Raw genomic sequence first — 12246 nt, forward strand, 5'->3', positions numbered from 1 at the left:
CGCGGGGCAACTCGCATAGGGTGGCGTGGCCGAGTGGTGAGGCAACGGCCTGCAAAGCCGTGCACACGGGTTCGATTCCCGTCGCCACCTCCACCACCAATTTCATATCCCGCGCGATTAGCTCAGTGGGAGAGCGCTTCCCTGACACGGAAGAGGTCACAAGTTCAATCCTTGTATCGCGCACCACCACAAGCCCGATGTGACGACCCGCTGCACACAGCGGGTCGTTTCTTTCCTCCCGACGCGAGCCGTCGACGGCCCCGGCCCTTGCCTCATGAGCGCGCATACGATCTGATGTCATTCGGACACGGGGTGCCGGCAGTCGGTCGGCTGAGATCAGACCCGTCGAACCTGCCCCAGTTCGCACTGGCGAAGGGATGATCATGTCTGGCGCACTTCCGATCTCCGATCACGTGGTCGTGGTGACCGGCGGCGGTCGCGGCCTCGGTGCCGAGATCGTCCGCGCGGTCGCCGGGCAGGGCGCACGGGTCGTCATCAACTACCGCAACAGCGCCGACGCCGCGCGGGCGCTGGCCGACGAGATCGGTGACCGGGCGGTGGCGATCGCCGCCGACGTCACCGACAGAGCTGCCGTCGACTCCATGATCGATTCCGCCACACACTATTTCGATCGTCCGATCACGGCGGTGGTCACCAACGCGCTGCCCGACTACTCGTTCAACGGCGACGCGCGATCCCACGCCGACGACCTCACCTGGGCCGAGCTCGATGCACAGTTCCGCGGCATCGTGGGCGGCGCGCTCACCACAGTGCAACAAGCCGCTCTACCGGGTTTGCGTGCCTGCGGGGCGGGTCGCATCGTGACCATCGGAACCAATCTGGTGCAGAACCCGGTGGTCCCCTACCACGACTACACCGCCGCCAAGGCTGCGCTGCTGGCCCTGACGCGCACGCTCTCGCACGATCTCGGCCCCGACGGTATCTCGGTCAACATGGTCTCCGGCGGCCTGCTGCGCACCACCGACGCCAGCGCCGCCACACCCGCGGAGGTCTTCGACGCGATCGCCGCTTCCACTCCGCTGCGGTCGGTGACCACACCTCGCGAGTTCGCCGACGCGGTGCTCTTCTTCCTCTCACCATGGTCGCGTGCGGTGACCGGGCAGAACCTGGTCGTCGACGGCGGGCTCGTCAAGAACTGAACCACGCGGTGACCGAACAACCCGGCTATGACGCGTTGGCATCGCTGTATGCAACGACGTTCCCGACGGCCTTCACCACTGCACTGGAAAAGCAGGTCGTCGACGCCTTCATCGACACCGCGCGCACAAGCGCCGAGTATCCGCGGGTCGTCGACGTCGGATGCGGAATCGGCCACGTGGCAGCGCATCTCGCGGCCTCAGGTTGTCTGGTCAGCGCCGTTGACCCCAGTTCGGCGATGCTGCGGATCGCGCGGGACACCCACCCGCACATCGACTTCCGGCACGGTGATGCGCTCCTCGCCGACGTCGACCTGTCGGAGGTCGACGCATTGGTTGCGCGTTTCAGCCTGATCCATCTCTCACCCGACGACGTCGGTGAGGTCCTCACCTCCTGGCGGCGTCGGCTCGCCCCGGGCGCGCTGATCCTCGTCGCCACGCAGAGCTCCGATGAACGCGGTGCACACGAGTTCGACCACGCGGTGGCACCAGCGTGGCGCTGGCACCCCGACACACTGGCCGCCACACTCGTCGACGCCGGGTTCGTCGAGTTGTGGCGCACCGTCTCCCGCCCTGGACCCGGACACCGGTTCCCTGAGGTGCACCTCGTGGTGGCCGTCCCGCCCGACCGAAGTCCCTAGTCGCGGCTCGTACCGCGGTCTAGGGTTGTATGCATGATGAGCAATATGAGTGCCCCCGCCTGTGACAACCCCGATTGCACCTGTGGCCCGGACTGCAAGTGCGGTGAGAACTGCACCTGCGGAAAGAAGTAGCGCTTGCAGTCGACCCCTTGCACGCAGAAGCCGCGCAAGGGGTTGCGCGCTGCCCGGACCCGGTAGCGTTCGGTACATCCTGGCGCCCGAGAGGAGAAGTCGGCCGGTGTCTGCCCAACCTGAGCCCATGACGGTGACCGTGCAGGTGGTCACCGATCCACGATTCGCCGACGAGGTGGCAGCCGTCGCTGCCGCGACCTTTCCGCTGGCCTGTCCCCCGCACTCGGCCCCGGCGAACATCGACGCATTCATCCGCGACAACCTCGCCCCCGCCGACTTCGCCGAGTACATCGATGCTCCCGAGTCCGACGTACTGCTCGCGCGAACCGACGACGATATTCCGGTCGGCTACGCCCTTGTGCATCATCGCGAACCCACTGATGCCGACGTCGCCGCCGTCATCACCGATCGACCGTCCTCGGAGGTCTCCAAGATCTACGTGCTGCCCGATCATCATGCGCGTGGACGCACGCAGTCGCCGTCGAGGTTGTTGATGGAGACGGCGATCGAACGTGCCCGGGCCCGCGGCGCGGCGTCGATCTGGCTAGGCGTGAATCAGGAAAACGCTCGGGCACAACGGTTCTACGCCAAGATGGGGTTCACCCGTGCCGGGGTGAAGACCTTCGACCTCAATGGCAGCGTCGAACACGATTACGTGTTGAGCCGACCCGTGCTGAGCCGTCCACTGGACGTGTGAGCCGGACCGGTCAGACGCACTGATCCCCCGATAACCGCCGTCGGGTCGCACCGGACTCTACACTCAACCAATGTCTTCCTCTGCCGCAACGACTCCCGACCCCGACCCGGGACACGCCGATGCTCGGGTCGCCGCAGGCCTGGCCGACGTTCTCCGGGAGTGCACCGGCGCGGGAGCGATCGAGATCGGTGATCTCGTGCGCATTCCGGCCGGGGCCTCCCGGCAGACGTGGTCGTTCGTCGCGACGATCGACGGCGAACCACGACGGCTGGTCCTGCGGCTCGATCCACCCGGCGGACGCGACGCATCGTCGCTGCTGCGCGAGGCCGCACTCATGCGCGCCGCGGGTGCCGTCGGGGTGCCGTCGCCCACGGTGATCGCCGAGGGCCTCGACCACCCCGACATCGGCGGCGATTTCGTCGTGATGAATCACATCGACGGCGCGACCATTCCGCGAAAGATCCTGCGCGACCCCGAATTCGCCGACGCACGCGCTGCACTCACCGGCCAGCTCGGTGCGGCGTTGGCGGCGGTGCACTCGATCGACGTCGACGTGGTTCCCGGGCTACCCGAGGACGATCCGCTGGCCGCTTGGCGTCCCGAACTCGACGCCGCCGACCGGGTCTTCCCGACCTTCGAGTTCGCGCTGTCCTGGCTCGAACGCCACCGACCCCCGACCGCCGGACGCACCGTCACCCACGGCGACTTCCGCATCGGCAACGTGATCGTCGACGGCAACGGGCTTGCCGCGGTTCTGGATTGGGAGCTCGCCCACATCGGTGACCCGCTCGAGGATCTCGGCTGGATGTGCGTGAAGGCCTGGCGATTCGGCGGCGCGGGGATGGTCGGCGGGCTCGGCGGACTCGACGAGTTCATCGGCGCCTACGAGGCCGCCGGCGGAGCGCCCGTCGACCGGGAAGCATTGTTCTGGTGGCAGGTCTACGGCACGCTGCGCTGGGGCATCATCTGCCTGCACCAGACCCAGCGGCACCGCACGGGCACCAGCCGCTCGGTGGAACTGGCCGCCATCGGCCGCCGGGTGTCGGAGAACGAGTGGGAATTGTTGTCGCTCATCGGATGAGGCGAAAGGGCAGGCCTCCTCAGCGCAGCCCGAACTCCCAGTTCCCGCCGTTGCGGTACTCGGTGAGGATGCGCCGCCCCACCGTCGAGATGTGCACCTCGTCGGCGCCGTCGTAGATCCGCGCGAAGCGGGCGTTGCGATACATCTTGCCCAGCGGGGTGTCGTCGGTGACGCCCGCGGCCCCGTACACCTGCACGGCACGGTCGATCACGTTGTGCAACATGTGCGCACCGAAGACCTTGACCGCCCCGATGTCCACGCGGGCCTGCTCCCCGCGATCGATCTGCTCGGCCGCCTTGAGGGTCAGCAAACGGCTTGCCTGGATCTCGGTGTAGGAGTCGAACACGTGCTTCTGCATCAGTTGTTTGTCGGCAAGCGGTTCGCCGAAGGCAGTGCGTCCGATCAGCCTGCGGCACATGAGGTCGAAGGCCCGTTGTGCCTGTCCGAGCCAGCGCATCGCATGGAAAATGCGGCCGGGCCCGAGCCTTTCCTGCGCGATGACGAAACCATTGCCACGCTCGCCGAGCAGATTCTCCGCAGGCACCCGCACGTCGTCGTAGTCGACTTCGAAGTGATGCCCGGAGAACCCGAGAACCGGTGTGTCACGCACGATCCGGTAACGCGGGTGATCGGTCGGGACGATGATCATGGAGAACGCCCGATGGCCGGGGGCGTCGGGCTCGGTACGACACATCACGGTGGTGTAGGCGGCCTGGGCGGCGCCGGTGGTGAACCACTTGCGGCCGTTGATGACCCACTCGTCGCCGTCGAGGACCGCTGTGGTGCGCAGTCCGGTCGGGTCCGATCCGGCGACGTCGGGTTCGGTCATCCCGAAGCTCGGCGAGATCTCGCCCCGCACAAGCGGTTCGAGGTAGGCATCACGCCATCGGGCGGATGCATGGCGGTTGAGCATGATCGAGTCCTGCAATGTCCAGGTCCCCAGCGCCAGTTGTCCGTACTCACTGCGGCCCTGGACCTCGTTGACGTAGACGTAGTCGAGGAATGGCAGACCACCACCGCCGATCTCGGTGGGATGTCCCAGCGCCCAGAGGTTTCGGCGCTTGGCCTCGGCGCGGAGCTCGGCCATGATCGCGTCCGCGTCGGGACCGCCTGCGTCGAGTTCGGGCTCACGCGGCTCGACGAGTTCGACCATGAACTCGTACACCGCATCGCGCAGCGGCCGTACGTGTTCCGGCACTTCGAAGGTCATGCATCTCCGATCAGAGAGGGATTGTCCACGCGCAGTTTGGCTTCCACTGCAGCGCGCAGTACGGCGGGAATCCGCGGGTCCTCCGGGACGAATCGTCCTTCGCGTAGCCCTGCGACGAGTTCGGTGGCGTCGGCGCACCCGAGCGTGGCGAGGTCGGCGTGGAAGCGTTGCGCCGGCTCGGCACCGGCCGCGAGTTGACGTTCGACGATGGCCACCACGTTGCCGGCGACACGAGCGTGGAATCGGGTACTGCCCGAGGTCTCGGCCATCACCTGTCCGTGCAGGAACTCCCGCACCGACTCGAGGAGCTCGGTCATGGTGGGCAGGTCGTAGAAGTCGTCGCCGGACGCCGCACCCGACGACGAGTCACCGGACGTGGCCATTGCGGCCTCGGCGTGCTCGAAATCCTTGTTCTGCAACGCCTTCGACCTCTTCCCCGTCGGTGGACTCAGGCCCTTGCCATGCTAGCCACGTCGACGGGGTGTGGTCAACGACACACTGGAACAAATCCGGAGAAATGTTCCGATGCCGTTGCCCCCACGGCCCGTGTCAGACCCTTCTTTCACACCGCCGACTCGGCGAATCGCGACAGCGCCAACAGACGCGACGTCGCACGCAGGTACTTCTTGCGGTAGCCACCGGCCAGCATTTCATCGGTGAAGATCTCGTCGAGCTTGGCGCCGGACACCGTCACCGGGATGTTCGCGTCGTAGAGGCGGTCGGCGAGCACCACGATCCGCAGCGCCACCGACTGATCCTTGGCCGGATGCACCCCACTGATGCACACCAGTGAGACGCCGTCGACGAGTTCCTTGTACTTCGACGGATGCAGCTTGGCCAGGTGCGCGCACAGCTCGTCGAAATCGTCGAGGGTCGCCCCCTCGGTGGACTCGGCCAGCGCGGTGAGATCCTCGGTTGAGCGCGGCTCCGGTGCGGGCGGCAGGTCACGGTGTCGGTAGTCGGGGCCGTCGACACGGATGGTCTCGAAGATCGCGGACAGCTTCTTGATCTCCCGCAGGAAGTCCTGCGCGGCGAATCGGCCCTCGCCGAGCTGGCCGGGCAACGTGTTCGACGTCGCGGCGATCGAGACGCCCTTGGCGGTGAGTTCGGTGAGCAGACGCGAGACGATCATCGTGTCGCCGGGATCGTCGAGCTCGAATTCGTCGATGCACAACACGTTCTGCTCCGAGAGGCGCTCAACGGCGTTCATGAAGCCCAGGGCTCCGACGAGGTGGGTGAGTTCGACGAACGTGGCGAACGATTTCGGCGCGGGCATGGCGTGATAGATCGACGCCAGCAGGTGGGTCTTGCCGACGCCGAACCCGCCGTCGAGGTAGAGGCCCACCCCCTGCGAGGTCTGCTTGCGGGAGAACAACCCCTTCTTGCCGCTGCGCGACTTCTTCGCCCGCTCGACGAAGTCACGGGCCTTGGCGACCGCCTCGGCCTGCGACGGTTCGTTCGGGTCGGGGATGTAGGAGTCGAAGCTCACCGAGTCGAAGGTGGACGGCGGAACCATCTCCTCGATCAGCTGCTCGGGAGAGACCACCGGATTCCGGTCGGATAGACGTGCCACCATGGTGGGCAGCCTAGTCACTGCCGACCATGAGGAATGATGCTCTACCAGCATAAAGCGACCCAGGTCACATCCGGAGCGCCCGACGAGACCCAGAATCTGCGCGAACTCGCGCGCTTCTACCCCTACCCCGACTCGCTCGATCGTCCGTTCGTGCGCGCCAACATGGTTGCCTCCGTCGACGGCGCCTCCTCGGTGCAGGGCCGTTCGGGCGGGCTGGGCGGCCCCGGTGACCGCGCGATCTTCCGCCTCCTGCGCGGGCTCGCCGACGTCGTGGTGGTCGGCGCCCGCACCGCCCTGGCCGAGGGTTATCGGCAACCCACACCCGACGAGGCGTTCGGCGCGATGCGCGCCGACCAGGGCCAATCGCCCGCCCCGATGCTGGCTCTGATCAGCAATTCACTGTCGATCGACCCTGACTATCCGCCGTTGGCCGATCCCGCGACCGTGGTGCTCACCTGCTCCGACGCGCCGGCGCAGCGTCGTCGCACACTGACCGATCGCGGGGCGACGGTGGTCGACTGTGGCAGCGAGGCCGTCCGCATCGGTCGGGTGCTCGATCACCTTGCGATCCTCGGACGGCCCCGCGTGCTCTGTGAGGGCGGACCCACCCTCCTCGGGGCGGTCGTCGCCGAGGACCTGCTCGACGAACTGTGCCTGACGACGAGTCCGACGATCGTCGCCGGCGACACCGCGCGAATCGTCACCGGCCCCGCCCTGCCCGAGCTCGCGCAGATGCGTCCGGGCCATCTCCTCTCCGACGACGACGGGTACGTCTACACCCGGTGGACCCGGGCGAGCTGACCGATTGGCTACGCTCGCCGTCATGGCCTTGGCAAGACGTGGCTCGGTGTTCCGGGGACGGTCGCACACCGCACCGGCACGAGCGAGATCGGGACGCGCCGGCCGGTCGTGGCGACGGTCCGGCGTCTCCGTCGCGGCTCTCGTGGCCGCGGTGACGATCGGCATCTCCGCGTGCGCCATCGGCCCCGATCCCGGTCCGGCCCTCGTGCCAGGCGGTGGCGGCAACGGTGGTCAGACCGCGCCCGCGTCGTCGAGTGCCCCGGCGAAGGCACCGGAGCTGCGCGCCCCGGCCAACGACCTGCCGTGGCAGGACTGTTCGGCCAAGGTCTCCGGCGATTACGGGGCCCCCGCACCGAACGGGCTGAGGGTGCAATGCGCCACGCTGGCCTCCCCGGTCGACCCGGACCGGTCGCAGACGACGCTCTCGCTCGCCCTGACCCGCATCACCTCGCCCACGACGCCCGCGGACGCCGCACCCCTGGTCCTCACCTCCGGGACCGACATGCCGTCGTCCCGCGCGCTGTTGCTGCTGGCCTCCGGCGCGGGCCGCAGCCTGCTCGACAAACACCCGGTGGTGGCCGTGGACCGGCGCGGAATCCCGCAGAGCACACCGTTGGACTGTCTGACCCGCGCCGATCGCGCCGCGTACGCCGACAACGGCCTGACCCGCGGAGCATCTGAGGATCGCCGCATCGGCGACCTGGCGTCGGCGGCCTCCGACGCCGCCGATGCGTGCACCGAGACCCTCGCCCCCGACCAGCTGGCGTTCGGTGTCGGCGCGGCCGCCTCCGACCTGGAGACCCTCCGGAAGCGATGGGGCGTTCCCCAGCTCGGTCTGATCGGGGTCGGCGAGGGCTCCGACGTCGTCATCGGCTACACCGCGCTCTACGGCGGCCGGTCGGGGCGCATCATCCTCGACACTCCCACCCCGTTCGGCGCCAACGCCCGCGACACCGCCGCCGCCGCCGCGACCGGCGTCCAGGCCGCGCTCACCACCTTCACCCAGCGCTGCGCCGCCCTGGGCAGCGCGTGCGCCCTGGGCTCGGGCGGCGCCGCCACGATCGCCGACGTCCTGAGCAAAGGGCGCACCGGCGACCTCGGGGCTCTGTCGGACACCCAGGCGCTCGCCGGGATCACCACCGGTCTCGCACTGGCCGCGGATTCACCCGACGGCATCGGTGGCGTCGCCTCGGCGATCGCCGCCGCCGATCGTGGCGACACCGGCGCACTGTCCGACCTCGCCGATCAGGCACAGTCGCTACGCCTGACCGACGGCCAGATCGTCGGCGACTGCAACGACGTGACCGGACCGGTCAGCCAGAACGAGATCGGCGGCCTGATCAGCACCTGGTCCAAGGACAATCCGCTCACCGGCACCGATGCCGCGCTCTCGCTCATGCGCTGCAACGGCTGGTCCGCGGGCGAGGCGGTGACCCCGCCGAGCAGTTTCCCGGTCGCACCGCTGATCCTCGACAATCCCGGCGACCCGATCAACGGCGGGACCGGCGCCGACGCCCTCGGCGCACTGTTCACCCGCGCATCCACCTCACCGGTCACGGTCAGTTGGAACGGTCTGGGCTATTCCGCACTCGCCCGTAGCAGCTGCGTCGCCGATACCGTTGCCGACTACGTCGCCTCCGCACCGCTGGGCGGCCCGTCGGAACGGGGCTGCCCGAGCTGACGCAGTCGTCGGCACGCACGTGCCGGAACCGGCACCACCACCGGCCGGTCGAGACCGGCACCATGCACGTAGTACGGTTCGCGGGTGGCCATTCTCGACAGGTATCTCTACCCACAGATGCCGGCTCAGCGCATCATCCCGATGGTGCTGTGGCCGATCACCTTGATGATGATCTTCCAGCGGTCGGTGATCCTCGGGGTCAACGGTGACCGCACCGACGACTTCAAACCCGTCTACAACGCCGCCCTGGCATTCCTGAACCGCCGGGCGGTCTACGGCGAGAACCTCAACACGGTCGATCCGCACTACCTGTATCCGCCGTCGGGCACCCTGCTGATGTCCCCGCTGGCGGTCATCGACCCGGAACGCTCACGGTGGCTGTTCATCGCGGTCAGCGTCGTCGTGCTGATCGTGTGCGCCTACCTCATCACCCGGCTGTTCGGCTTCGGCGCCCGAACCTGGGTGATGCCCACCGTGCTGTTCTTCTTCTTCAGCACCGAAACCGTCGCGCACACACTGATCTTCACCAACTTCAACGCCTTCGTCCTGCTGGGCCTCCTCGGTTTCCTGATGCTGATGTTGCGCCGACAGGACTGGTGGGCCGGCGTACCCATCGGGCTGACGCTGGCGGTCAAACCGGTGCTCGCTCCCCTGCTGTTGCTGCCGCTGCTGGTGGGTCGATGGCGAATCCTGGTGACCGCCATCGGGATTCCGTTGGTGCTGAATCTGGTCGCATGGCCGGTGTCGGCGGATCCGACGTCGTTCCTCACGCGCACGGTGCCGTACCTCGGCGAGACCCGCGACTACTACAACAGCTCGATCGGCGGAAACGGCGCGTATTTCGGTGTCGCCGACTGGCTCGTGCTGCTCCTGCGCATCGCATTCACGGCGATGGCCGTGTTCGCACTGTGGTTCCTCTACCGCTACTACCGTCGCACCAACGAATTGCTCTGGCTCGCAACCTCTTCCGGGGTGTTGCTGTGCACCACGTTCCTGGTGAGCTCACTCGGGCAGGGCTACTACTCGATGCTGTTGTTCCCGCTGCTGATGACCGTGTTCATCCCGGGCTCACCGATGCGCAACTGGCCGGCCTGGCTCGGTGTGTACGGCTGCTTCACCTTCGACGCGTTCTATTCGGTGCGTTGGGATGCCCTCGGCAGACAGCTCGAATACAACAAGGTCACCTGGGGGTGGTCGTTGCTGATGATCGCGGTGTTCTGCTCGCTGCTGTTCCGATATCTGGACATGCGCCGCGACGGCGTGGCCGGTAGCTGGCGGGACTTCTCCGCGCCGGAGCCGCCTGCCGACGATCAGGGCGAACCGGTCGGTGCGCCGGCCCCGTCCGCTGCCCGATAGACCGTCCTGGCGGGCGATGGCCGCACCTCGTACGGTGGAATCATGACCGACACCCCCGCCCGCAAAGACGTGCAGGACCCGGCCGAACTGGCCGATCTCACCGATGACCAGTGGCGCGAACGCCTCACCCCCGCCGAGTACCGGGTGCTGCGCCAAGCAGGTACCGAGGCGCCGTTCACCGGCGAATACACCGACACCACGAGCATCGGGGTCTACCGCTGCCGGGCCTGCGGACACGAATTGTTCCGCAGCGAGCAGAAATTCGAGTCGCACTGCGGCTGGCCGTCGTTCTTCTCACCGCTGGCCGGCGACGCGATCATCGAGCGTTCCGACGACTCGCTGGGCATGCGCCGCACCGAGGTGCTCTGCGCCAATTGCGGCAGCCACCTCGGGCATGTGTTCGCCGGAGAGGGCTATGACACCCCTACCGACCTGCGATATTGCATCAACTCCATCAGCCTGACCCTCGAACCGGAGGATGACGGGGCCTAACCGTCCCGCCGGTCGGCGGACCGGCGCGCAATCCCGCGTGCCATGGCCTGATCGGCCGCGATCGGCGAGCGTGACAGGTGCTCGACGACGCTGCGCCGATTGCGTTCGGGCTGATTCTGCGACATCTTCGCCTTGCCCGCCCACCGAGTGATCGACAGTTCGACGCCGACGATGGCCGACAGCTGCCTGTCGATGAACTCGGCGGGGGCATCGGTGACCGCCCACGGTTGGTCCCGCGAACGCTCATGCAGCTCGGTCAAAGCCGACACCTGTCGGTGCAGCCAGTCGTGCTCGGTGTGGAAACGGAGTCGCCCGTGCACATGCACGGTCTCGTAGTTCCAGGTCGGCACCACCCGGCCGGACTCGGCCTTGGTGGCGTACAGCGACGGTGAGATGTAACCGTCGGAGATCGGGAAGATCGCCACGGACTCCGTCTGTGTGGTGGCCTCGCGCCAGTGCGGGTTGGCCTTGGCCATGTGCCCGAGCAGCCGGGCGTTGGGCCGGTCGTAGATCAGCGGCAGCGGCGTCACGACGAGACCTGAGGCCCCCACCGACACGAGCTGGGCCAGTCCGGGGCCGTCGAGAATCTCGGCGATCTGCTCGTCGGAGAGCGCGAAACCGGGTGGAACGTACATGAGCTCGGACTACCTCGTCGGGTGCGTACGCGCTCAGGGCAGCGCGTCGACGAGGGCACCCGGCTCGACGCGGGGCCCGGTGAAGAACGGCGTCTCCTCACGCACGTGCATGCGGGCCTCGGTGGCGCGCAGGTCGCGCATCAAGTCGACGATGCGGTGCAACTCCGGTGCCTCGAAGGCGAGCAGCCATTCGTAGTCACCGAGCGCGAACGACGCGACGGTGTTGGCGCGGACGTCCTTGTAGCCGCGGGCGGCCATGCCGTGGTCGGCGAGCATCTTGCGGCGTTCCTCGTCGGGCAGCAGATACCACTCGTAGGACCGGACGAACGGGTAGACGCAGATGTAGTTGCCCGGTTCCTCACCGGCCAGGAAGGCCGGGACGTGACTCTTGTTGAACTCGGCCGGACGGTGCAACGCGACGTTGCTCCACACCGGATCACTCGCCCGGCCCAGCGGCGTCTCGCGTCGGAATCGGTTGTAGGCGGCCTGCAGATCCTCGAGCTTCTCCGCATGCCACCAGATCATGTAGTCGGCGTCGGCGCGCATCCCCGACACCTCGTACACACCGCGCACGACGACGTCGGAGTCGTCGAGGGACTTGAAGAAGTCCGTCACCTCGGACTTGACCGAGTCGCGGTCGTCGCCGAGCTCACCCGGGCGCACGGCGAACACCGAGAACATCAGATAGCGGATCGTCGAATTCAGTGCGGCATAGTCCAAGCGGCTCATGCACCCCATGGTGCCACCGCAGGCGGGACCGCCGACACCCAGGTCGGAAGGCCCATCC

At 67.5% G+C, this 12246-nt stretch carries 13 protein-coding genes, 2 tRNA genes and 1 riboswitch; of the genes, 10 read left to right on the forward strand and 5 right to left on the reverse strand.

Features of this window, described 5'->3' with window-relative positions; all coding sequences use genetic code 11:
• Positions 1-19: 19 nt before the first annotated feature.
• The 6 genes from GOPIP_RS17610 (at position 20) to GOPIP_RS17635 (ending at position 3708) form a co-directional block, all read left to right on the forward strand.
• A tRNA-Cys gene (locus GOPIP_RS17610) sits at positions 20-93 on the forward strand.
• 18 nt (positions 94-111) lie between these two features.
• Positions 112-186 (forward strand) — tRNA-Val (locus tag GOPIP_RS17615).
• 112 nt (positions 187-298) lie between these two features.
• Positions 299-395: riboswitch (TPP riboswitch) on the forward strand.
• Positions 384-1160 carry a 3-oxoacyl-ACP reductase gene (locus tag GOPIP_RS17620; protein ID WP_006371113.1) on the forward strand — a complete coding sequence of 259 codons (777 nt, stop codon included), beginning with the start codon at positions 384-386 and terminating at the stop codon, positions 1158-1160. (Overlaps the previous riboswitch by 12 nt.)
• 8 nt (positions 1161-1168) lie before the next feature.
• A complete protein-coding gene (locus GOPIP_RS17625; protein ID WP_006371114.1) occupies positions 1169-1798 on the forward strand; it encodes a class I SAM-dependent methyltransferase in 630 nt (209 codons plus the stop codon).
• A 259-nt stretch (positions 1799-2057) separates the two neighbouring features.
• On the forward strand, positions 2058-2627 hold the full coding sequence (locus GOPIP_RS17630; RefSeq protein WP_020171458.1) for a GNAT family N-acetyltransferase: 570 nt from the start codon (positions 2058-2060) through the stop codon (positions 2625-2627).
• A gap of 70 nt (positions 2628-2697) precedes the next feature.
• Entirely contained in the window at positions 2698-3708 is a 1011-nt protein-coding gene (locus GOPIP_RS17635; RefSeq protein ID WP_006371116.1) for a phosphotransferase family protein, read from the forward strand.
• Between the two features lie 19 nt (positions 3709-3727).
• Here GOPIP_RS17635 and GOPIP_RS17640 read toward each other — a convergent pair whose 3' ends face one another.
• The 3 genes from GOPIP_RS17640 to zapE all read right to left on the reverse strand — a co-directional run bounded on the left by GOPIP_RS17640 (position 3728) and on the right by zapE (position 6494).
• Positions 3728-4918 (reverse strand): acyl-CoA dehydrogenase family protein, encoded by a 1191-nt coding sequence (locus GOPIP_RS17640; RefSeq protein ID WP_006371117.1) that lies wholly within the window; start codon positions 4916-4918, stop codon positions 3728-3730.
• Positions 4915-5337, reverse strand: coding sequence for a DUF6285 domain-containing protein (locus GOPIP_RS17645; protein ID WP_006371118.1), 423 nt, complete (start codon positions 5335-5337; stop codon positions 4915-4917). The genes GOPIP_RS17640 and GOPIP_RS17645 overlap by 4 nt, the downstream gene beginning before the upstream one ends.
• 143 nt (positions 5338-5480) lie before the next feature.
• The gene (gene zapE, locus GOPIP_RS17650) at positions 5481-6494 is read right to left on the reverse strand and encodes a cell division protein ZapE (protein ID WP_014359860.1); all 1014 of its coding nucleotides are present in this window, start codon (positions 6492-6494) and stop codon (positions 5481-5483) included.
• A gap of 36 nt (positions 6495-6530) precedes the next feature.
• Between zapE and GOPIP_RS17655 the strand changes: the two genes are divergently transcribed.
• The 4 genes from GOPIP_RS17655 to msrB all read left to right on the forward strand — a co-directional run bounded on the left by GOPIP_RS17655 (position 6531) and on the right by msrB (position 10824).
• Positions 6531-7295: a dihydrofolate reductase family protein gene (locus GOPIP_RS17655; RefSeq protein WP_006371120.1), complete on the forward strand. Its 765-nt coding sequence runs from the start codon at positions 6531-6533 to the stop codon at positions 7293-7295.
• Positions 7296-7317: 22 nt separating this feature from the next.
• The gene (locus GOPIP_RS17660) at positions 7318-8976 is read left to right on the forward strand and encodes an alpha/beta hydrolase (RefSeq protein WP_138944142.1); all 1659 of its coding nucleotides are present in this window, start codon (positions 7318-7320) and stop codon (positions 8974-8976) included.
• An 84-nt stretch (positions 8977-9060) separates the two neighbouring features.
• Positions 9061-10332, forward strand: coding sequence for a glycosyltransferase family 87 protein (locus GOPIP_RS17665; RefSeq protein WP_006371122.1), 1272 nt, complete (start codon positions 9061-9063; stop codon positions 10330-10332).
• Positions 10333-10374: 42 nt separating this feature from the next.
• Positions 10375-10824, forward strand: coding sequence for a peptide-methionine (R)-S-oxide reductase MsrB (gene msrB / locus GOPIP_RS17670; protein WP_006371123.1), 450 nt, complete (start codon positions 10375-10377; stop codon positions 10822-10824).
• Here the strand turns inward: msrB and GOPIP_RS17675 are convergent.
• Complete coding sequence (locus GOPIP_RS17675; RefSeq protein ID WP_006371124.1) at positions 10821-11459, reverse strand: FMN-binding negative transcriptional regulator; 639 nt, start codon at positions 11457-11459, stop codon at positions 10821-10823. The two genes, msrB and GOPIP_RS17675, sit on opposite strands and share 4 nt — an antisense overlap.
• A 33-nt stretch (positions 11460-11492) precedes the next feature.
• The gene (hemQ, locus tag GOPIP_RS17680; protein WP_035728369.1) at positions 11493-12188 is read right to left on the reverse strand and encodes a hydrogen peroxide-dependent heme synthase; all 696 of its coding nucleotides are present in this window, start codon (positions 12186-12188) and stop codon (positions 11493-11495) included.
• Positions 12189-12246 lie beyond the last annotated feature (58 nt).

Origin of the sequence: Gordonia polyisoprenivorans NBRC 16320 = JCM 10675 (assembly GCF_000241325.1) — a bacterium.
GTDB lineage: Bacteria > Actinomycetota > Actinomycetes > Mycobacteriales > Mycobacteriaceae > Gordonia > Gordonia polyisoprenivorans.